Raw genomic sequence first — 20,841 nt, 5'->3', positions numbered from 1 at the left:
CGTGGTCGGCCCGGCCCGCGACGTCGCGGTGGACGCCCGACCGGGTCCGGGAGGACCCGCCCGGCGGAGGCCCGGTCCCCGCGCTGCGCGCCGGGCTCGCCGAGGTCCGCGCCCCGCGCGTCGCGCTGCTGGCCGCCGACCTGCCCTTCCTCGGCCCCGCGCACCTCGCCCGCGCCCTTCGGCGCCCTCACCGGCCCGACGTCCGGGGCCGTGCTGGTGGACGAGAACGGCCGCGACCAGTGGCTCGCCGGATGCTGGCGCACCGCGGAACTCCGCACGGCCCTCGACGCCTACGACGGCACGTCCCTGCGCGGCCTGCTGTCCCCCCTCGAACCGGCCCGGATCGCCCTGCCCGCCGGGCGACGCCCGCCCTGGTACGACTGCGACACCCCCGAAGAGCTGGCCCGAGCCCAAGCCCTCGCGCGCCGCCCGGCCCCCTGACCGCCGCATCCCCGGCCTCGGCGCCGCGACGGGTCGGCCGGGGGTCCGTCGCGGGCCGTCCGCGCCCATGGGGACCGCCGACCGGTGTCCGCTTTGATCGTGCGAGAGTGGGAATCGACTCGGCATCGCGTGATGTCTGCGAAGGGGGAAGCCATGTCCGTGCTGGAGGGCTGGATGGACGCGGCCTGCCGTGAACTGGGCCTGGACCGGTCGGACATCGACCGCGACCTGGTGCTCGATCTCGCCCGCGACGTCGCGCACGGCGTCGCCCGTCCCGGCGCGCCGCTCACCGCCTACCTGCTGGGCCTGGCGGTCGGGCGCGGCGCGCCGCCCGGGACGCCGCCGCCCGCCTCGCCGAGCTGGCCGAAGGCTGGGGCGAGGGCGGCGCCGGTGCGGAGGCCGCGGCGGACGAGCCGCGCCCGGCGCCCGACGACGTCCCGCAGCCCGCCGGCGAGCCGGTCCTCGACGATCCTGACGCCGAACCCGCTCCCCGGACGGCGCCGCGCGGGCCGGGGAGCGCGGGACGGTCAGGCGCCGGGCACGTCGCGTTCGGCGACCGGTACGACGTCCTTGAGGAAGTCGCGGCGGTCGAGGAACGCCGACAGCGACGCCCGGTGCTCGTCGCACGCCAGCCAGATCTTCCGGCGGTCGGGCGTGTGGATCTTCGGGTTGTTCCAGCGGAGCGCCCACGCCGCGTCGGCTCGGCAGCCCTTGGCGGAGCACTGCAGGTCGTCGGGGCCGGTCTCCGGCGTCGATTCGGTCACCGGACCAGCGTGGCACAGCGGCGGGCGGCGCGTTTGGGCCGGTGATCTCCGGAAAGGACCGGCCCGTGCATTCCGACCGCGCCGCCGGGACGGTCCGGCGCTGGCCGGCGCTCGCCGTCTGTCTCGTCGCCGCCTTCATGACGCTGCTGGACGTCAGCATCGTGAACGTGGCGCTGCCCACCATCCGGGAGGGGCTGCACACGTCGGAGGCCGGACTGCAGTGGGTCGTGTCCGGGTACGCGCTGACGTTCGGGCTCGTCCTGGTGCCCGCCGGACGGCTCGGCGACGCCCGCAGCCGCCGCGCCGTGTTCATGTTCGGCCTGGCGCTGTTCACCGTGGCGAGCGCGCTGGCCGGGGCGGCGCAGGGCAACACGTGGCTGATCATGGCGCGGCTGCTGCAGGGCGTCGCGGGCGGCATCCTCAACCCGCAGGTGGCGGGCCTCATCCAGCAGTTGTTCCGGGGCGCCGAGCGCGGACGGGCGTTCGGCGCGCTCGGGTCGGTCATCGGCCTCGCGACCGCCGCGGGGCCGCTGCTGGGCGGGGCCATCATCGCGCTGGTCGGCCCCGAGGAAGGCTGGCGTTGGGTGTTCTACGTGAACGTGCCGGTGGGCGTCGCGGCGCTGTTCCTCGCCCGGTGGCTGCTGCCCGCCCCGATCTACGGGGAACGGCAGGGGCTGGACCCGCCGGGAGTGGCTCTGCTGGGCGCGGGCGTGCTGTGCGTGCTGCTGCCGTTCGTCCAGCACCAGCAGTGGCAGGGCTCGCTCAAGTGGCTGCTGCTCCCGGCGGCGCGGCGCTGATCGCGGTGTTCGTCGCCTGGGAGCGCCGCGCCCGCACCCCGATGGTCGACCTCGCGCTGTTCCGGCTCCGCTCGTACGCGCTGGGCACGCTGATCGCGCTGCTGTTCTTCGCGGGGTTCACCGCGATCTTCTTCATCTTCACGCTGTACCTGCAGAACGGGCTGGGGTACAGCGCGCTCGGGGCGGGCCTGGCGATCAGCCCGTTCGCGGTCGGGTCGGGCACGGCGTCGGCGATCGGCGGGCGGTTCGTCCACCGGCTGGGCCGTCCGCTGGTGGCGGCCGGGCTCGGCGTGGTCGCCGTCGGGCTGGCGGCGGCGTGGGTCGCGGTCGAGCTGGTGCCCGGGACGAACGTGGGGTGGGCGACCGCGCTGCCGCTGCTCGTCGCGGGGTTCGGCACGGGGCTCGTCATCGCGCCCAACCAGACGATCACGCTCTCGGAGGTGCATCACGCGGAGGGCGGCAGCGCCGCCGGGGTCCTGCAGACCGGGCAGCGGGTCGGGACCGCGGCGGGGATCGCGTGGGTCGGGTCGGTGTTCTTCGAGGGGGCGCCGGGACGGGCGACTGGGCGGCGGCGTTCCGCCGCGGCCTCATCGTGATCCTGCTGTCCGTCCTCGCGGCGCTGGCGGCGCGGTCGCCGATCTGGTCGGCGGCCGCCGCCGCCCCGCGCGGCGACCGGCTAGCGCCGCGCCCGCAGGGCGGTGCGCGCGGCCAGGGCCGCGGTCGGCGGCCGCGCCGAGGACGGCGCCCCCGAGGACCAGGTTCTGCCGCCTGATCCGGGCGGGGATCCGCGCGTACGGCATCGTCGAGAACGACACGAGCTCGTACCGGGACACGTAGCGGCCCGCCAGCCGCCGCTCCAGCGCGTGCTGCGCCGCCTGCTTCGCCCGGTACACCCGCGACGACACCCGGTCGCGCATCTCGACGAAGTTGTCGAGCGCCATCTCGGCGATCGCGTCGGTGTTGACCTTCCGCCGCTCCTGGTAAAGCGCCAGCGCGCGCGCCCAGTCGCCGCCCGTCTCGTCCAGGCACCGGTCGATCTCGATGCAGTCCTCGAACGCGCAGTTGGCGCCCTGCCCGAAGAACGGGACGATCGCGTGCGCGGCGTCGCCGAGCAGCGCGACCGTCGCGCCCGCGCCGCGCCGGACCCACGGCTCGCACCGGACGGTCACCAGCGACCCGACCGGGTTCCGCTCGTAGTCGTCGACGAGGCCGGGCATGAGGCCCGCGATGTCCGGATAGTGCTCGGCGAAGTACGCGGTGATCTCGCCGGGGGTCCGCAGCGCGGCGAGGTCGCCGCGCGGCCAGAACAGCGTGCAGGTGAACGACCGGTCGAGGTTCGGCAGCGCGATCATCATGGACGTGCCGCGCGGCCAGATGTGCAGCGCGTCCGGATCGAGCGCGAACCCGCCGTCGCGGGGCGGGACGGTCAGCTCCTTGTAGGCGTGTTCGAGGAAGTCGGTGTCGTCGTGGTCGAGCCGCAGCGAGCGCCGGACGGCGCTGAACGCGCCGTCCCCGGCCAGGATCACGCTCGCCGGCACCGGGTCGGCGTCCTCGATCAGCACCGCGCCGGCCTCGGCGTCGACGCCGGTGACGCGTTCGGCGAACCGCAGCTCGACGCCGGGCGTCGCCTCGGCCGTGTCGAGCAGGAACCGGTTCAGCTCGGTACGGCTGATCGAGTTGATCGCCCGCGCGCCGTCCGCGCTGTACGGCTGGAAGTTCGGCTCGCCGCCCGCGGGGTGCACCATCCGGCCGTGCATGGGCAGCGCCTGCTTCAGCGCCCGCTCGCGCAGCCCGACCCGGTCCAGCGCGGCGAGGCCGCGCGCCGAGATCGCCAGGTTGATCGACCGGCCCCGCTCGGCGCCGCTACGCGCGGGTCGGGACGGCGCTCGAACACCGTGACCGCGATCCCGCGCCGCCCGAGCAGCACCGCCAGCAGGCACCCGGCCAGCCCGGCGCCGACGATCGCGATCCGTTCTCCGTCATCGGCCATGCGGGGCGCCCTCCGGCGAGCCCTCCGGCGAACCCACCTGCGAACCCACCTGCGACCGGACCTCCCACAGGTCGGGGAACGCGGGCGCGAACAGCGTCGCGCGCAGGTAGTCGGCGCCCGCCGAACCGCCCGTGCCGATCTTCGCGCCGATCGTCCGCTCCACCATCTTCAGGTGCCGGTACCGCCACTCCTGGACGCCCTCGTCCACGTCGACGAGCGCCTCGCAGACCTCGGCGCCCGGGCCGCTCTCGTCCGCGTACACGGCCAGCAGCGCCTCCTGCACCCGCGGATCCGGCTCCCACGGCCGGGAGAAGTCGCGTTCCAGCGCCGCGTCCGGGATCGCGTGCCCGCGCCCGGCGAGGTAGCGCAGCAGCGAGTCCAGCAGGGACGGGCGGGACGCCGCCGCGCGCAGCCGCTCGTCGCCGCGCAGGTCCGACGCGGGGAAGGAGCGCCGCCCGAGCACGGCCTCCAGTTCGCGGAACTGCTCGCTCTGGAATCCGCTGGAGCTGCCGAGCTCGTCGCGGAACGCGGCGAACTGCCGGGGCGTCATCGTCTCCAGCACGTCCAGCTGCCCGACCACGGTCTTGAGGATCTTGGCGATCCGGCGCGCGGTGTGCAGTGAACCGCCGCTGTTGCCCGCCTCCAGCCGCCGCTGCAGCAGCTCGGCCTCGTGCAGGATCTGCTTGAACCACAGCTCGTACACCTGGTGGATGATCACGAACAGCAGCTCGTCGTGCGCGCCGGTCTTCGGCTCCTGGCACGACAGCAGCCGGTCCAGCCGCAGGTACCCGCCGTACGTCATCGTCGGCGAATCCGCCATCACCGCCTCCTTGCGATCTCACGGATGTGACCCGCAGCATATGGGACCGCCCATCCGGGCCCGGCGCCCCGGTAAGGACCACATACCCGGCACGGGCCATATATCCGGCAAACCGCCCGAGCGGGTCGGCCCTGCCGTTTTGTCCCCGCCATATGGCACGATCGAGCCGTGACCAGCGAACCCGTCGGCGACCAGCACCTGCGCGACCTCGTGCGGCTGCGCCGCGTCCGCGACCGGATCGACCGGGAGTACGCGCGGCCGCTGGACGTCGAGGCGCTCGCGCGCGGCGTCCACATGTCGTCGGGGCACCTGAGCCGCCGGTTCCGGGCGGCCTACGGGGAGTCGCCGTACAGCTACCTGATGACGCGGCGGATCGAGCGGGCGATGGCGCTGCTGCGCCGCGGCGACCTGACCGTCACCGAGGTCTGCTTCGCGGTCGGCTGCGCGTCGCTCGGCACCTTCAGCACCCGGTTCACCGAGCTGGTCGGCGTGCCGCCCAGCGTCTACCGGCGCGAGGCGGCGGACGGGACGGCGGGCATGCCGTCCTGCGTGGCCAAGCAGGTGACGAGACCGGTCAGGAATCGAGAAGCGTCCATGACGGCGCCTCGCCTAGCGTGATGTCACCGGCATCGGCCGCCCGGCCCCGACGCGACCTCCGAACGGCCACGGATCCGGGCCCGGGGGCGCCCGAGGCGTCCCGGACGGACGACTCCATGCCGACGGTCACAGGCGAACAGTCGCACGCGAACAGTTGCACGCGAACAGTTGCACGCGAACACTTCATGCGGACAGTGAGGACACGATGAGCATGGCCCCGAGGACGGACGCGCGGCCCGCGCCGCAGGCCGCCGACAGCCACGACCTGATCCGCGTGCACGGCGCGCGCGTGAACAACCTCAAGGACGTCACCGTCGAGATCCCGAAGCGCCGCCTGACGGTGTTCACCGGCGTCTCCGGTTCGGGCAAGAGCTCGCTGGTGTTCGGCACGATCGCCGCGGAGTCGCAGCGGCTGATCAACGAGACCTACAGCGCCTTCGTGCAGGGTTTCATGCCGTCGACGGCGCGGCCCGAGGTCGACGTGCTGGACGGGCTGACGACCGCGATCATCGTCGACCAGGAGCGGATGGGCTCCGACCCCCGCTCCACGGTCGGGACCGCCACCGACACCAACGCGATGCTGCGCATCCTGTTCAGCCGGCTCGGCGACCCGTACGTCGGCCCGCCCGCCGCGTACGCCTTCAACGTCCCGTCGGTCCGGGCGAGCGGCGCCATCACGGTCGAGCGCGGCAACCGCAAGACCGAGCGGGCGACGTTCACCCGCACCGGCGGCATGTGCACGCGCTGCGAGGGCCGGGGCGCGGTCTCCGACATCGACCTCACCCAGCTCTACGACGACTCGAAGTCGATCTCGGACGGCGCGTTCACCATCCCCGGCTGGAAGTCCGACAGCTGGTGGACGGTGCGGACCTACGCCGAGTCGGGCCTGCTCGACGCGAACAAGCCGATCCGCGAGTTCACGAAGAAGGAGATGCAGGACTTCCTCTACCACGAGCCGTTCAAGGTGAAGGTCGAGGGAGTGAACCTCACCTACGAGGGGCTGATCCCCAAGATCCAGAAGTCGTTCCTGTCCAAGGACCGGGAGGCGATGCAGCCGCACATCCGCGCGTTCGTGGACCGGGCGGTCACCTTCACCACCTGCCCCGAGTGCGACGGCACCCGGCTCACCGAGGCCGCCCGCTCGTCCAAGATCGCCGGGATCGGTATCGCCGACGCGTGCGCGATGCAGATCAGCGACCTGGCCGGTTGGGTGCGGAAGCTCGACGAGCCGTCGGTGGGGCCGCTGCTCACCGCGCTGCAGGGGACGCTCGAATCGTTCGTGGAGATCGGGCTCGGCTACCTGTCGCTCGACCGTCCGGCGGGCACGCTGTCGGGCGGCGAGGCGCAGCGCACCAAGATGATCCGCCACCTCGGCTCGTCGCTCACCGACGTCACCTACGTCTTCGACGAGCCCACCATCGGCCTGCACCCGCACGACATCCAGCGGATGAACGACCTGCTGCTGCGGCTGCGGGACAAGGGCAACACGGTGCTCGTCGTGGAGCACAAGCCGGAGACGATCGCGATCGCCGACCACGTCGTCGACCTCGGCCCCGGCGCGGGCACGGCGGGCGGCACCGTCTGCTTCGAGGGGACGGTCGAGGGGCTGCGGTCCGGCGACACGGTCACCGGCCGCCATTTCGACGACCGCGCCGCGCTCAAGGAGTCGGTGCGCGAGGCGACCGGGAAGCTGGAGATCCGCGGCGCGGCGGCGCACAACCTGCGTGACGTCGACGTCGACGTCCCCCTCGGGGTCCTCACCGTCGTGACGGGCGTCGCCGGGTCCGGCAAAAGCTCGCTGGTGCACGGGTCGATCCCGGCCGGGGCGGGCGTGGTGTCGGTCGACCAGGGCGCGATCAAGGGCTCGCGGCGGAGCAACCCGGCGACCTACACCGGGCTGCTCGACCCGATCCGCAAGGCGTTCGCGAAGGCCAACGGCGTGAAGCCGGCGCTGTTCAGCGCCAACTCCGAGGGCGCCTGCCCCGAGTGCAAGGGCGCCGGGGTCGTCTACACCGACCTCGGGATGATGGCGGGCGTCGCCGCGGTCTGCGACGTGTGCGAGGGGCGGCGGTTCGCGGCGGCGGTGCTGGACTACCGCTTCGGCGGCCGCGACATCAGCGAGGTCCTGGCGATGTCGGTGGCCGAGGCCGAGGAGTTCTTCGGCGCGGGCGACGGCCGGATCGCGGCGGCGCACAAGATCCTGCGGCGGCTCGCCGACGTGGGGCTCGGCTACCTCAGCCTCGGGCAGCCGCTCACCACGCTGTCCGGCGGTGAGCGGCAGCGGCTCAAGCTGGCCGTGCACATGGCGGAGCAGGGCGGCGTCTACGTGCTGGACGAGCCGACCTCGGGCCTGCACCTCGCGGACGTCGAGCAGCTGCTCGGGCTGCTCGACCGGCTCGTCGATTCGGGCAAGTCGGTCATCGTCGTCGAGCACCACCAGGCGGTCATGGCGCACGCCGACTGGATCATCGACCTCGGCCCCGGCGCGGGCCACGACGGCGGACGGGTCGTGTTCGAGGGCACGCCCGCCGACCTCGTCGCCGCCCGCTCGACCCTCACCGGCGAGCACCTCGCCGCCTACGTGGGCGCCTGACCGGGCCCGCGCGAAGCGGCTCCGCGGCGGCGACCGGCCGCCGTCCGCCCGGGCGGACGGCGGTCAGTCCTCGACGTCGCCGGTGATGACCGGGTGGGGTGCAGGGCGGCGCTGATGGCGGCGGCCCCGTCGGCGGGCAGGTCGGCGATGCCGAACCCGGCCCCGTTGAGCGCGGCCGTCGCCTCCTCGGCGAGGTCGCGCCCGGCCGTGGTGATGGTCGCCAGGACGACGCGGCGGTCGTCGGGGGAGGGGGCGCGGCCGACGAGGCCGCGCCGTTCGAGCCGTCCGATCACGTTGGTGACCGAGGCGGGGTGGACCATGAGGCGGGTGCCCATCTTGCCCATCGGCAGGGTGCCCGAACGCGCGAACGCCAGCAGGCGCAGCGCCTCGTAGGCGGCGAAGGTGAGGCCGTACGGCTTGAGGACGGCCTCGATCCGGCTCAGCAGGAGCTGCTGCGCGCGCATCACCGAGGTGACGGCCGCCATGCGGTCGGCGTGCTCGGGCCAGCGGGCGCTCCACTGGCGGTGGGCCTCGGCGATGGGATCGGGGGCGGGCATCGCACCACCGTATGTGGTCTTGACCGGATCGCGCACGGAAACTATTTTAGCTTCCAAATATTGGATGTCCAAGGGATCGGCCGAGGGTTGGGGGAGACGGTGACGGGTTCGTCCGGTGAGCTGCACGCTCCGGTGCATCCGGTGCGGTTCGTGACGGCGGCGGCGCTGTTCGACGGGCACGACGCGGCCATCAACATCATGCGGCGCATCCTGCAGTCCCAGGGCGCCGAGGTCGTGCACCTGGGTCACGACAGGTCCGTCCGCGAGGTCGTCGACGCCGTCCTGGAGGAGGACGCCCAGGGCGTCGCCATCAGCTCCTACCAGGGCGGGCACGTCGAGTACTTCGAGTTCCTCTCGCGCAGCCTCAAGGAGGCGGGCGCCGAGCAGGTGAAGGTGTTCGGCGGCGGCGGAGGCGTCATCGTGCACGAGGAGATCGCCCGGCTGGCGGCCTCCGACGTGCGGATCTTCTCCCCGGAGGACGGCCAGCGCCTCGGCCTGCCCGGCATGATCAACGAGCTGGTGCGCGACTGCGACGTCGACCTTTCCGCCGAGCCCGCGGCGGCCGACGCCGTCATCGCCGGGGACCGGCGCGCCCTCGCCCGGACGATCACCTGCCTGCAGGCCGGGCGGATCCCCGACGGCGACCGCGCGAAGCTCGCGCCGCCGCGGCGGCCCGCACCGTCCCCGTCCTCGGCATCACCGGCACCGGCGGGTCCGGCAAGTCGTCCCTCACCGACGAGCTGGTGCGGCGGTTCCGCGTCGACCAGCGCGACGGGCTGCGCGTCGCCGTCCTGGCCGTGGACCCCACCCGGCGGCGCGGCGGCGGCGCCCTGCTCGGCGACCGCATCCGGATGAACTCCCTGGACGGCGACCGCGTCTTCTTCCGCTCGCTGGCCACCCGCGGCGCCCGCGAGCTGCCCGCCGGCATCGACGGCATCATCGCCGCCTGCAAGGCCGCCGGATACGACCTGATCATCCTGGAGACCCCCGGCATCGGGCAGGGCGACGCCGCGATCGTCCCCCTGGTCGACACCTCGCTGTACGTGATGACGCCCGAGTTCGGCGCCGCGTCCCAGCTCGAGAAGATCGACATGCTCGACTTCGCCGACGTCGTCGCGATCAACAAGTTCGAGCGGCGCGGCGCGCAGGACGCGCTGCGCGACGTCTCCCGCCAGCTCGTCCGCAACCGGGAGGCGTTCGGCAGCCGCCCCGAGGACATGCCGGTGTTCGGTACGAGCGCCGCCACGTTCGACGACGACGGCGTCACCGCCCTCTACCGGCACCTCGGCGGGCTCCTGGCCGGGCACGGGCTGCGGCTCGCGACGGCACGCTGCCCGACACCGGCACGAAGGTCTCCACCGGCGCCGCGACGATCATCCCGCCCGGCCGCGTCCGGTACCTGTCCGACATCGCCGGGACGGTCCGCGGCTACCACGCCGACACCGAGCGGCAGATGACCGCCGTCCGGCGCGTGCAGCGGCTCGACGAGGTCCGCGCCGAGCTCACCGACGCCGCCGAGGTCGAGGGGCTGCTGGAGCGGGCCCGCCGGGACGTCGACCCCGGCAACGCCGGGCTGCTGGAGCGCTGGCCGTCGGTCGTGGAGTCCTACTCGGGGGACGAGCAGGTCGTGCGGATCCGCGACAAGGAGCTGCGCACGCCGCTGACCCGCGAGTCGCTGTCGGGCAGCCGCGTCCCGCGCGTCGCGCTGCCCCGCTTCACCGACCACGGCGAGCTGCTGCGGTTCCTGCGCAACGAGAACCTGCCCGGGATGTTCCCGTTCACCGCCGGGGTGTTCCCGTTCAAGCGCGACAACGAGGACCCGGCGCGGATGTTCGCGGGCGAGGGCGACCCGTTCCGCACCAACCGCCGCTTCAAGCTGCTGTCGGAGGGGCAGCCCGCGACCCGGCTGTCCACCGCGTTCGACTCCGTCACCCTCTACGGCCGCGACCCCGACGAGCGTCCCGACGTGTACGGCAAGGTCGGCACGTCCGGCGTGTCGATCGCGACGCTGGACGACATGAAGGCCCTCTACGACGGGTTCGACCTCGCCTCGCCCACCACCTCGGTGTCGATGACGATCAACGGCCCGGCGCCGACGATCCTGGCGTTCTTCCTCAACACCGCCATCGACCAGGGCCTCGACCGGTTCTACGAGGAGGAGGGCCGCGAACCGTCCGCGGACGAGGCCGCGCGGATCCGCGCGGGCGTCCTGTCGACCGTCCGCGGCACCGTCCAGGCCGACATCCTCAAGGAGGACCAGGGGCAGAACACCTGCATCTTCTCCACGGAGTTCTCCCTGCGGATGATGGGCGACATCCAGGAATGGTTCATCGCCAACCAGGTCCGCAACTTCTACTCGGTGTCGATCTCCGGCTACCACATCGCCGAGGCGGGCGCGAACCCCATCAGCCAGCTCGCGTTCACCCTCGCCAACGGATTCACCTACGTCGAGTCCTACCTGGCGCGCGGCATGGACGTCGACGACTTCGCGCCCAACCTGTCGTTCTTCTTCTCCAACGGCATGGACCCCGAGTACAGCGTCCTGGGCCGCGTCGCCCGCCGCATCTGGGCCGTGGCCATGCGGGACCGGTACGGCGCCAACGAACGCAGCCAGAAGCTCAAGTACCACGTGCAGACCTCCGGGCGTTCCCTGCACGCCCAGGAGATGCACTTCAACGACATCCGCACCACCCTGCAGGCCCTCATCGCCGTCTACGACAACTGCAACAGCCTGCACACCAACGCCTACGACGAGGCCGTCACGACGCCCACCGCCGAGTCCGTCCGCCGCGCCCTCGCCATCCAGATGATCATCAACCGCGAGTGGGGCCTGGCGATGAACGAGAACCCCCTGCAGGGCTCGTTCGTCATCGACGAGCTGACCGATCTCGTCGAGGAGGCGGTGCTGACCGAGTTCGACCGGATCAGCGAGCGCGGCGGCGTCCTCGGCGCGATGGAGACCGGCTACCAGCGCGGCCGCATCCAGGACGAGTCGATCCTCTACGAGCACCGCAAGCACGACGGGTCCCTGCCGATCATCGGCGTCAACACCTTCCGCGCGCCGGACGCCGGCGACGGGACGCCCGACACGATCGAGCTCGCCCGCGCCACCGAGGACGAGAAGCGCTCGCAGCTCGACCGGGTCCGCGCCTGCCGGGCGGCGCACCGCGACGAGGCCGAGGCGGCCCTCGCCGCCCTGCAGGACGCCGCCCGCTCGGGCGCGAACGTGTTCGCCGTCCTGATGGACGCCGCGCGGGTCTGCACCCTCCAGCAGATCACCGACGCGTTCTTCGAGGTCGGCGGCCAGTACCGCCGCAACGTATGACGGCCGGGACCGGGCGCGTGACGACCGGGCGGGGCGTCCCGCGCGACGACACCGGCGACCCCGGTCCCCGTCCCGGACCGGGTGCGCCGCGTCGTGTCGATCGTCCCGTCCCTCACCGAGACCGTCGCGGCGACGGCGCCGCGCTCCTCGCGGGCGCCACCGACTGGTGCACGCACCCCGCCGACCTGGACGTCCCGCGCGTCCGCGGCACCAAGAACCCCGACCTCGACGCGATCATCGCCCTGCGCCCGGACGTCGTCGTCGGCAACACCGAAGAGAACCGGCCCGCCGACGTCGACGCCCTGCGCGCCGCCGGGATCCCCGTGTGGATGACGCGGATCCGCACCGTCGAGGAGTCCCTCGCCTCGCTGCGCCGGATGCTCGCGGAGGCGTGCCGCGTCCCCGTCCCGTCCTGGCTGGACGACGCCGCGCGCGCCTGGTCGCGGCCGCCGCCGCCCGGCCCGCCCCGCACGGCCGTGATCCCCGTCTGGCGGCGCCCGTGGATGGTCGTCGGCCGCGACACCTTCACCGGCGACGTCCTGTCGCGGCTCGGCGTCGCCAACGTCTACGCGGGCCATCCGGAGCGGTACCCGAAGATCCCGATCGGCGAGCTGAACGCGTCCGGGGCGGACCTGGTCGTCCTGCCGGACGAGCCGTACCGGTTCACCGCCGACGACGGCCCCGAGGCGTTCCCCGGCCTCGACTGCGCCCTCGTCGACGGCCGGTACCTCACCTGGTACGGCCCGTCGCTGGTGGACGCCCCGCACGTCCTCGCCGGGCGACTGGCCCCCTGAACGGCGCCGCGCCCCGGCCCGCGCGGGCCGGGGCGCGGAACGCGCGGGCCGCCTCAGGCGCGGGGGCCGCCCGCCACGTAGATCACCTGGCCGGACACGAACGACGCGTCGTCGCTCACCAGGAACGCGACCGTCCCGGCGATGTCCTCGGGACGGCCGACGCGGCGCACCGGGATCTCCTTGGCGGCCGCGGCCTTGAACTCCTCGAACCCGACGCCGACCCGCGCGGCGGTCGCGGCGGTCATCTCGGTCTCGATGAAGCCGGGCGCGATCGCGTTCGCCGTGATCCCGAACTTGCCGAGCTCGATCGCGAGGGTCTTGGTGAACCCCTGCAGCCCCGCCTTGGCGGCCGAGTAGTTCACCTGCCCGCGGTTGCCGAGCGCCGACACCGACGACAGGTTCACGATCCGGCCCCACCCGGCCTTCGTCATGTGCTCCTGCGCGGCGCGGCTCATCAGGAACGAGCCCCGCAGGTGCACCGACAGGACCGAGTCCCAGTCGTCCTCGGTCATCTTGAACAGCAGGTTGTCGCGGGTGATGCCGGCGTTGTTCACCAGCACCACCGGCGGGCCCAGCTCGGCGGCGATCCGCGCCACCGCGGCCGTGACGGCGGCGGAGTCGGCGACGTCGACGCCCACCGCGAGCGCCGTCCCGCCCGCCGCGGCGATCGTCTCGACGGTGCCCGCGCAGGCGGCCGCGTCGAGGTCGCAGACCGCGACCGCGAACCCTTCCCGCGCCAGCCGGACGGCGGTGGCGGCGCCGATGCCCCGCGCGGCGCCGGTGACGATCGCGCCCTGTTCATGGGGGTGTCGGACATGCTGCGCCCTCCGTCAGACCTGGATGTCCTTGGCGATGATGGTCTTCAGCACCTCGCTGGTGCCGCCGTAGATCCGGGTGACCCGGGCGTCGGCGTACAGCCGCGCGATCGGGTACTCCAGGATGTAGCCGTAGCCGCCGTGCAGCTGCAGGCACTTGTCGACGACGCGCTGCTGCACCTCGGTGCAGAACAGCTTGGCGACGGCGGCGTCGGCGGGGGTGAGCTCCCCGGCGTCCAGCGCCTCGATCGCGCGGTCGATCAGCGAGCGGGCCGCCTCGACCTCGGTGGCGCACTCGGCCAGGACGAACTTGGTGTTCTGGAACGAGGAGACGGACTTGCCGAACACGGTCCGCTCCTGCACGTACCTGCGGGCGAACTCGACGGCCGCGGCGGCGGACGCGTAGGAGCTGGTGGCGATGCCGAGCCGCTCCTCGGCGAGGTTGTGGGTGAGGTACTCGAATCCGCGCCCCTCCTCGCCGAGCAGGTCCCCGACCGGGACGCGCACGTCGCTGAACGACAGCTCGGCGGTGTCGGAGCTGCGCAGCCCGATCTTCTCCAGCTTGCGGCCGACCGCGTAGCCCTCGCTCTTGGTGTCGACCACGAGGATGGACAGCCCGGCGCGGCGGTTCTCGGGCGTGGCGGGGGAGGTGCGGGCCACGACCAGCACCCGGTCGGCGAGGACGCCGCCGGTGATGAACGTCTTGGCGCCGTTCAGGACGTAGTGGTCGCCGTCGAGCTTCGCGGTGGTCTGGATGCCGGCGAGGTCGGAACCGGTGCCCGGCTCGGTCATCGCGATGGCCGTCATCATCTCGCCGGAGATGAACGGCGGCAGCCACCGCTTCTTCTGCTCCTCGCTCGCGTACTTGAGCAGGTAGGGCAGGACGAGGTTGACGTGCACGCCGTAGCCGCCGAAGGACACCCCGGCGCGGGCGCACTCCTCGGAGACGACGGCCTGGTACTTGAAGCTGGTCTCGCCGGCGCCGCCGTACTCCTCGGGCACCTGGATGCCGAACACGCCCAGCTCGCCGAGCTTGTTGTAGAAGCCGCGGGGCGGGTGACCGGCGGCCTCCCACTCCTCGTACGAGGGCGCGACCTCGGCCTCGATGAAGTCCCGGATCGTGTCCCGGAACGCCTCGTGATCCTCGTTGAACAGGGTGCGGCGCACGGTGTGCCCCTTTCACGGTAACTGCGGTACGGCGGAGAACGCGTCACCGGCGGAACGCCGGCTATTCTCGAACTTCGTTCTAGAACGTCATTGTAGCGTTCGTGCCCGGCGGTCGGCGTCCGCGCAGGCGACGCCCGCCCTCGTGGACGGAGAGCTGGACGGACGAACAGTCGGACGGGCGAACGGCCGTGCAGGCGAACAACCGGACGGGACGCCCGGCACCGGCACGGCACCGGCAGGCGCCGGCGCGGCACCGGCACGGCCCCCGCCCGGCGGCGGCCCGGCGGCGGCCCGGCGTTCCTTCCGGTACCGGTGCGCGACCGACTCGCGACGAATCGCGACCGACTCGCCGCCGCTTCTCGTGTGCGGATGCTTCTGGCACGCGCGAGTCGTTCGGGAATGGACCGTTCCCTGTCCGAACGAGCACATGGGAATTCCATCCTGCCGTCGTATGGACGTCGATCAGGAAAGGTTCAGGCGGCGGGGGTTTCGGTTCCTGGCCGGACCAGGACACGGGCGACGCTTGCGCGGACGCGCGAGATGTGCCGGGACGCGCGCGGTGCCCGGCCGCGCGTCAAGATCGGGTCCCCGGCGGGTCACGGAAGCACCCTGGAACATGAAAAGCGGCGCCGGGTGGATACGGGGGCAATCCACCCGGCGCCGCATCATGGTGTTCCGACGGGGGCCCGGAACACCGGTACGGGCGCTCCGACGGGGGACCAGAGCGCCGGTACAAATCGTACACCGAAACCCCCTGCGGTTAGTCAAGAGAATGTCACGACCCGATTTCCGGTCGCTGTCCGGAAATCGGCTTCTGTTCCGGCCCCTGCGCGTCGTCGAACCGCGCGGACGGCGTCGGCTCCCGCCCGCCGTTCGCGAAGATCACGCTGATGTAGGGCAGCAGCAGCGCTCCGACCACCATGAGCCCCGCGACCCAGAACGGGGCCCCGGCGACCGCGGCGACCACCGCGCCGATGAAGCATCCGGTCCGGACGCCCATGGACACCAGGTAGCGGCGCTGCCGGTACTCGATGTCCTGCGACATCGGCCGGGGCGCGTTGGTGACCGTGTAGACCTGCTCGGTCTCCCGGCGGTGATTGAGCTTCACGTTTCCAAGGTAAGCCCCTGACGTCCGACATACGACAGCAGGACGGTCAAGACATCGGGAGGATCGAGATGACCGATCGCACCTACCGGGTGACCGAGATCGTGGGGACTTCGCCGGAGTCGGTCGAGGCCGCCATCCGCAACGGCGTCAGGCGCGCGAACGAGACCCTGCGCCACCTGGACTGGTTCGAGGTGAAGGAGGTCCGCGGGCAGATCGAGGACGCGACGTCGCCCACTACCAGGTCACGATGAAGATCGGCTTCCGCCTCGAGGACGGCTGACGGAACGGCCGCGGGACGCACGATCGCGGCCGGGGCCCCGGAACGGTCCGGGCCCCGGCCGCGAGGCGCTCCACGGGCCTCAGGAAGCCTGCGAGACGGTCGACATGTTGAAGTCCGGCACCCGCAGGGCCGGCATCGCGGCGCGGGTGAAGTAGTCCGACCATTCGCGCGGCAGCGTCGGCTCGGTCCGCCCGGCCTCGGCGATCCGCCCCAGCAGGTCGACGGGGCTCTCGTTGAACCGGAAGTTGTTGACGGCCCCGACGACCTCGCCGTCCTCGACGAGGTACACCCCGTCGCGGGTGAGGCCGGTCAGCAGCAGGCTCTGCGGGTCGACCTCGCGGATGTACCACAGGCAGGTCAGCAGCAGCCCCCGCTCGGTGCGGGCGACCATCTCCTCCAGCGACGCGCCGCCGTCCGGGCCGGTCATCGCCAGGTTGTCGATCGCGGGCGTGGCGGGCATACCGGTGCGGTTCGCCGAGTGGCGCGTCTGGGTGAGCGCGCGCAGCGTCCCGTCGCCGATCCAGTCGGTGGCGCCGAGGGCGACGCCGTTGTCGAACACCGACGACTCGCGCCCGGACGCGTGCGCGACGACGAACGGCGCGCACTCCATCCCCGGCGCGGCCGGGTCGCTCGACAGGGTGATCGGCAGGTTCGACAGCCGCTCGCCGACGCGGGTGCCGCCGTCCGGCGCGCTGAACACCGTCCGGCCGTCCGCGGCGTCCCGGGCGCCCGCCGACCAGTACAGGTACACCATGAGGTCGGCGACGGCGCTCGGCGGCAGGATCGTCTCGTAGCGCCCGGCGGGCAGGTCGACGCGCCGCTTGCCCCAGTCGAGCCGCCGCGCGAGCGCCGGCGGCGAGGTCGTCGACGTCCACGTCGGTGAAGTCGCGGGTGCCGACGCCCGCCCACGCCGAGCCGCCCGCGCCCTTGGCGTTGAGCTCCAGCAGCCCGGTCGGCTGGTCGTGGCGGGCGCGCAGCCCGGCGGAACTGCCGACGAACGTGGACGTCAGCACGTGGTTCGCGAACCCGTACAGGCGCCGGACGGCGGCCTGCGCGGCGGCGAACGCCTCGCCGAGCGCGGGCGCGACCCGCTCGAACACCCCGATGCCGGTCTCGGCGGGGTCGTCGTCCCAGGCCCCGGCCCCGGCGGGCGTCCCCGCCGACGAGCGGACCGGCGTCCTCGGCGGGCGCGTTCCCGGCGGCGTCGGCCTCGGCGGCCCGCACCAGGTCCTCGATGCCGTCCGCGTCGACGGCCGACCGCGACACGACGCCCGCGGCCACGCCGCCGTCGGTCTCGCGGAGCGCGATCACGGTGAGGCGGCTGGAGCGGGTGACGCCGTTGGTGGTGAGGGTGTTGCCGGCCCACCGCAGGTTCGCGGTGCCGGTCTCGTCGGCGATGACGACGCAGTCGTCGGCGCGCGACAGTTCGAGCGCCTTCTCGACGGCGTCCTGCGGCCCGATCGTGCTCACTGCCCGCCCTCCTTCACCGTGTTGAGGATGTTGACGCCGCGGAACAGGGCCGACGGGCAGCCGTGGCTGACCGGCGCGACCTGCCCGGGCTGGCCCTTGCCGCAGTTGAACGCGCCGCCCAGCACGTACGTCTGGGGGCCGCCGACGGCCTCCATGGAGTTCCAGAACTCGGTGGTGGTCGCCTGGTAGGCGACGTCGCGGAGCTGCCCGGCGAGACGGCCGTTCTCGATCCGGTAGAAACGCTGCCCGGTGAACTGGAAGTTGTACCGCTGCATGTCGATCGACCAGCTCTTGTCGCCGACGATGTAGACGCCGTTCTCGACGCCGCCGATCAGCTCGTCGGTGGACGGCCCGCCGGGCGCGGCGGCCAGCGACACGTTCGCCATCCGCTGGATCGGCATGCTGGACGCGGCGTCGGCGAACGCGCACCCGTTGGACCGGTCGGCGCCGGTGAGGCGGGCGATGCGCCGGTCGGTCTGGTAGCCGGACAGGACGCCGCCGGAGATGATGTCGAACGACCGCGTCGCGACGCCCTCGTCGTCGTAGCCGATGGTGGCGAGGCCGTGCTCGGCGGTGCGGTCGCCCGTCACGTTCATGACGTCCGACCCGTACTTCAGCTCCCCGAGCAGGTCGGGCGTCGCGAACGACGTGCCCGCGTACGCGCCTCGTAGCCGAGGGCGCGGTCGAGTTCGGTGGCGTGCCCGATCGACTCGTGGATGGTCAGCCACAGGTTGGACGGGTCGACGACGACGTCGTAGCGGCCCGGTTCGACCGACGGCGCGGCGAGCTTCTCGGCGAGCAGTTCGGGGATGCGGGCGAGTTCGCCGTCCCAGTCCCAGTGCGCGCCGGTCAGCCACTCCCACCCGTATCCGGCGGGCGGCGCGATCGTGCGCATGGTGTCGAAGGCGCGTCGGCGAGCCCGACGGCGTTGACGACCGGGTGCAGCCGCACCCGCTGCTGGGTGGTGACGGTCCCGGCGAGGTCGGCGAAGAACTTGTTCTCCTTGACCTGCAGCAGCGTGGCGTCCACGTGGTCGACGCGGTCGTCGGCCAGGAGCCGCCGCGACCAGTCGGTCAGCAGCGCGACCTTGTCGCCGGTGGGGACGTCGAACGGGTCGGTCTCGTACGCCGACACCCACGTCCGTTCCCCGTGGACGGGTTCGGGCGCCAGCTCGATGGGCTCGCGGTTGACCGGACGCGCGACGGCGGCGACCTCGATCGCCTGCTCGGCGACGCGGGCGGCGCCCCGCGGGGTCAGGTCGATGCCGGCGGCGAAGCCCCAGGTGCCGTCCTTGACGACCCGGACCGACAGCCCGACGTCGTCGGCGTCCAGGGCGGTTTCCAGGGCGGCGTCGCTGAGCCGGAGGGTCTGGCCGCGGACGCGTTCGAGGCGGAAGTCGGCGTGCTCGGCGCCCAGTTCGCGGGCCCGGGACAGGGCCGCGTCGGCCAGCGCGCGCAGCGGCAGCGCGGTGAAGGCGGGATCGATGTCATGCACCCTTGGCAACCTACCGTCCGGGCCGCCGCCCCGGCCCGCGACCGCGCCCGAACAAACCCGGCTCGGCGGATCTTGTCGGATCGGCACATCTCCTTCCCCCGGCGGGGGCCGCTAGGTTGGTGCGCTGTCATCACCGCACGACGGGTTCTACGGCCCGTTCGCAACAGTCGACGAGAGGGTCGTGATGAGTCGCTCTGTCCTCGTGACCGGAGGGAACCGGGGCATCGGCCTGGCGATCGCCCGCGAGCTCGCCGCCGCCGGAGACGCCGTCGCCGTGACCTACCGGTCCGGCGAGCCCCCGGAGGGCCTGTTCGGCGTCAAATGCGACGTCACCAGCGCCGAGGACGTGGACGCCGCGTTCGGGAAGGTCGAGGCGGAGCAGGGGCCCGTCGAGGTGGTCGTGGCCAACGCCGGGATCACCAAGGACACCCTCCTGGCGATCATGAGCGAGGAGTCGTTCACCTCGGTCCTGGACACGAACCTGACGGGCGCGTTCCGGGTCGCCAAGCGCGGCGTGAAGGCGATGATGCGCAAGCGGTCCGGGCGGATCGTGCTGGTGTCGTCGGTCGTGGGCCTGATGGGCTCCCCGGGGCAGGCGAACTACGCGGCGTCCAAGGCCGGCATGGTCGGGTTCGCGCGGTCGCTGGCCCGCGAGCTGGGGTCGCGCGGCATCACCGTGAACGTGGTCTCGCCCGGGTTCGTCGACACCGACATGACGCAGGCGTTGACCGAGGACCAGCAGAAGGGCATCCTGTCGGCGATCCCGATGGGGCGGATGGCGCGGCCGGACGAGGTCGCCAAGGCCGTCCGGTTCGTGGCGAGCGAGGACGCCGCCTACATCACCGGGGCCGTGATCCCGGTGGACGGCGGCCTGGGAATGGGGCACTGAGGTCATGGGGATCCTCGAAGGCAAGCGCATCCTGATCACCGGCGTCCTCACCGACGCCTCGATCGGCTTCCACATCGCGCGGGTCGCGCAGGAGCAGGGCGCCGAGGTCGTGCTGACCGCCTACCCGCGCCCGACGCTCACCGAGCGCACCGCCCGGCGGCTCCCGTCGGGCCCCGACAACGTCCCGCCGGTGCTGGAACTGGACGTCACCAACGCCGAGCAGCTCGAAGGGCTCGCCGGCAACCTGCGCGACGCCGGGTTCGACCACCTCGACGGCGTCGTCCACGCGATCGGGTTCGCGCCGCAGACGGCGCTCGGCGGCAACTTCCTCGAAACCCCGTGGGAGGACGTCGCGACGGCCGTGCACGCGTCGACGTACTCGCTGAAGTCGCTGACGATGGCGTGCATGCCGCTGATGAAGGAGGGCGGCTCGGTCGTCGGCCTCGACTTCGACGCCACCAAGGCGTGGCCCGTCTACGACTGGATGGGCGTCGCGAAGGCGGGCCTGGAGTCGTGCGCCCGCTACCTGGCCAAGTACCTCGGCCCGCAGGGCGTCCGCGTCAACCTGGTGGCCGCCGGGCCGCTCGGCACGATGGCCGCCAAGAGCATCCCCGGGTTCGAGGGCATGACGGAGCTGTGGCCGAAGGCGGCCCCGCTCGGCTGGGACACCAAGGACTGCGAGCCGACCGCGCGCGCCTGCGCGATGCTGCTGTCGGACTGGTTCCCGGCGACGACCGGCGAGATCCTGCACGTGGACGGCGGCCTGCACGCCATCGGCGGCTACGCCGACTGACCGGCGGCGCCCCACCGGGCCCGGCTCCCCGCGCGGGGGGCCGGCCCGCCGCGTTCCGGGGCCGGGAGGTCGGCCGGGACGTTCAGCGGCGAGACCGGGTCCGGGACCGGGCGGGGACCGGCGCCGCGGCGCGGCGGCCGTGCAGCA

At 72.9% G+C, this 20,841-nt stretch carries 14 protein-coding genes and 7 pseudogenes; 11 read left to right on the top strand and 10 right to left on the bottom strand.

Annotated elements, in window-relative coordinates; genetic code table 11:
* Together BJF79_RS50670 and BJF79_RS59015 are read left to right on the top strand one after the other, a co-directional pair.
* Positions 1 to 441: pseudogene (locus BJF79_RS50670) on the top strand (molybdenum cofactor guanylyltransferase); the annotation flags it as partial.
* A 132-nt stretch (positions 442 to 573) separates the two neighbouring features.
* Positions 574 to 729, top strand: a pseudogene (locus tag BJF79_RS59015) (DUF6457 domain-containing protein); the annotation flags it as partial.
* A gap of 239 nt (positions 730 to 968) precedes the next feature.
* Here the strand turns inward: BJF79_RS59015 and BJF79_RS08700 are convergent.
* Positions 969 to 1,205 carry a hypothetical protein gene (locus BJF79_RS08700; RefSeq protein WP_075896107.1) on the bottom strand — a complete coding sequence of 79 codons (237 nt, stop codon included), beginning with the start codon at positions 1,203 to 1,205 and terminating at the stop codon, positions 969 to 971.
* 65 nt (positions 1,206 to 1,270) lie between these two features.
* On the opposite strand from BJF79_RS08700, the gene BJF79_RS59010 reads away from it, so the two are divergent.
* Complete coding sequence (locus tag BJF79_RS59010; protein ID WP_075896105.1) at positions 1,271 to 2,002, top strand: MFS transporter; 732 nt, start codon at positions 1,271 to 1,273, stop codon at positions 2,000 to 2,002.
* Complete coding sequence (locus BJF79_RS59005) at positions 1,972 to 2,598, top strand: MFS transporter (protein WP_075896103.1); 627 nt, start codon at positions 1,972 to 1,974, stop codon at positions 2,596 to 2,598. The genes BJF79_RS59010 and BJF79_RS59005 overlap by 31 nt, the downstream gene beginning before the upstream one ends.
* Here BJF79_RS59005 and BJF79_RS08685 read toward each other — a convergent pair.
* The 3 genes from BJF79_RS08685 to BJF79_RS08680 are packed head-to-tail and all read right to left on the bottom strand — an operon-like array spanning position 2,590 to position 4,812.
* Entirely contained in the window at positions 2,590 to 3,777 is a 1,188-nt protein-coding gene (locus BJF79_RS08685) for an FAD-dependent oxidoreductase (RefSeq protein WP_262401734.1), read from the bottom strand. The genes BJF79_RS59005 and BJF79_RS08685 overlap by 9 nt on opposite strands.
* Positions 3,774 to 3,992: an FAD-dependent oxidoreductase gene (locus tag BJF79_RS59000; RefSeq protein WP_262401732.1), complete on the bottom strand. Its 219-nt coding sequence runs from the start codon at positions 3,990 to 3,992 to the stop codon at positions 3,774 to 3,776. Before BJF79_RS59000 ends, BJF79_RS08685 begins: the two co-directional genes overlap by 4 nt.
* Entirely contained in the window at positions 3,982 to 4,812 is an 831-nt protein-coding gene (locus BJF79_RS08680; RefSeq protein ID WP_075896101.1) for a tryptophan 2,3-dioxygenase, read from the bottom strand. Before BJF79_RS08680 ends, BJF79_RS59000 begins: the two co-directional genes overlap by 11 nt.
* A 168-nt stretch (positions 4,813 to 4,980) precedes the next feature.
* Here BJF79_RS08680 and BJF79_RS08675 point away from each other — a divergent pair, with 168 nt between their 5' ends.
* Both BJF79_RS08675 and BJF79_RS08670 read left to right on the top strand, forming a co-directional pair.
* Entirely contained in the window at positions 4,981 to 5,430 is a 450-nt protein-coding gene (locus tag BJF79_RS08675; protein WP_075896099.1) for a helix-turn-helix transcriptional regulator, read from the top strand.
* 184 nt (positions 5,431 to 5,614) lie between these two features.
* Positions 5,615 to 8,002, top strand: coding sequence for an excinuclease ABC subunit UvrA (locus tag BJF79_RS08670; RefSeq protein ID WP_262401731.1), 2,388 nt, complete (start codon positions 5,615 to 5,617; stop codon positions 8,000 to 8,002).
* On the opposite strand, the gene BJF79_RS08665 is transcribed toward BJF79_RS08670, so the two are convergent.
* Positions 7,987 to 8,559: a MarR family transcriptional regulator gene (locus tag BJF79_RS08665; RefSeq protein ID WP_083733273.1), complete on the bottom strand. Its 573-nt coding sequence runs from the start codon at positions 8,557 to 8,559 to the stop codon at positions 7,987 to 7,989. The genes BJF79_RS08670 and BJF79_RS08665 overlap by 16 nt on opposite strands.
* A 120-nt stretch (positions 8,560 to 8,679) precedes the next feature.
* Between BJF79_RS08665 and icmF the strand changes: the two are divergent.
* Both icmF and BJF79_RS08655 read left to right on the top strand, forming a co-directional pair.
* Positions 8,680 to 11,884, top strand: a pseudogene (gene icmF, locus BJF79_RS65365) (fused isobutyryl-CoA mutase/GTPase IcmF).
* Positions 11,881 to 12,678: pseudogene (locus BJF79_RS08655) on the top strand (helical backbone metal receptor). Before icmF ends, BJF79_RS08655 begins: the two co-directional pseudogenes overlap by 4 nt.
* Positions 12,679 to 12,731: 53 nt before the next feature.
* On the opposite strand, the gene fabG reads toward BJF79_RS08655, so the two are convergent.
* From fabG to BJF79_RS08640, 3 genes are all read right to left on the bottom strand, one after another.
* Positions 12,732 to 13,466, bottom strand: coding sequence for a 3-oxoacyl-ACP reductase FabG (gene fabG, locus BJF79_RS08650; protein WP_075896097.1), 735 nt, complete (start codon positions 13,464 to 13,466; stop codon positions 12,732 to 12,734).
* A 42-nt stretch (positions 13,467 to 13,508) separates the two neighbouring features.
* Positions 13,509 to 14,660, bottom strand: coding sequence for an acyl-CoA dehydrogenase family protein (locus BJF79_RS08645; protein WP_075896095.1), 1,152 nt, complete (start codon positions 14,658 to 14,660; stop codon positions 13,509 to 13,511).
* Positions 14,661 to 15,435: 775 nt separating this feature from the next.
* The gene (locus BJF79_RS08640) at positions 15,436 to 15,768 is read right to left on the bottom strand and encodes a DUF3099 domain-containing protein (protein ID WP_075896093.1); all 333 of its coding nucleotides are present in this window, start codon (positions 15,766 to 15,768) and stop codon (positions 15,436 to 15,438) included.
* 68 nt (positions 15,769 to 15,836) lie between these two features.
* Here BJF79_RS08640 and BJF79_RS08635 point away from each other — a divergent pair.
* Positions 15,837 to 16,048, top strand: a pseudogene (locus BJF79_RS08635) (dodecin).
* Between the two features lie 79 nt (positions 16,049 to 16,127).
* Here the strand turns inward: BJF79_RS08635 and BJF79_RS08630 are convergent.
* Together BJF79_RS08630 and BJF79_RS08625 are read right to left on the bottom strand one after the other, a co-directional pair.
* Positions 16,128 to 17,509, bottom strand: a pseudogene (locus BJF79_RS08630) (metallopeptidase TldD-related protein).
* Positions 17,510 to 17,514: 5 nt separating this feature from the next.
* A pseudogene (locus tag BJF79_RS08625) lies at positions 17,515 to 19,012 on the bottom strand (TldD/PmbA family protein).
* A 184-nt stretch (positions 19,013 to 19,196) separates the two neighbouring features.
* On the opposite strand from BJF79_RS08625, the gene BJF79_RS08620 reads away from it, so the two are divergent.
* Both BJF79_RS08620 and fabI read left to right on the top strand, forming a co-directional pair.
* Positions 19,197 to 19,901 carry a beta-ketoacyl-ACP reductase gene (locus BJF79_RS08620; RefSeq protein ID WP_075896111.1) on the top strand — a complete coding sequence of 235 codons (705 nt, stop codon included), beginning with the start codon at positions 19,197 to 19,199 and terminating at the stop codon, positions 19,899 to 19,901.
* Between the two features lie 4 nt (positions 19,902 to 19,905).
* Complete coding sequence (gene fabI / locus BJF79_RS08615) at positions 19,906 to 20,694, top strand: enoyl-ACP reductase FabI (RefSeq protein WP_075896091.1); 789 nt, start codon at positions 19,906 to 19,908, stop codon at positions 20,692 to 20,694.
* Positions 20,695 to 20,841: the final 147 nt, after the last annotated feature.

Source organism: Actinomadura sp. CNU-125 (genome assembly GCF_001942465.1).
In the GTDB taxonomy this organism is placed as follows: Bacteria; Actinomycetota; Actinomycetes; order Streptosporangiales; family Streptosporangiaceae; genus Spirillospora.
The sequence above is the reverse complement of the archived record's forward strand: the minus strand, read 5'-3'. Positions and strand labels throughout refer to the sequence as shown.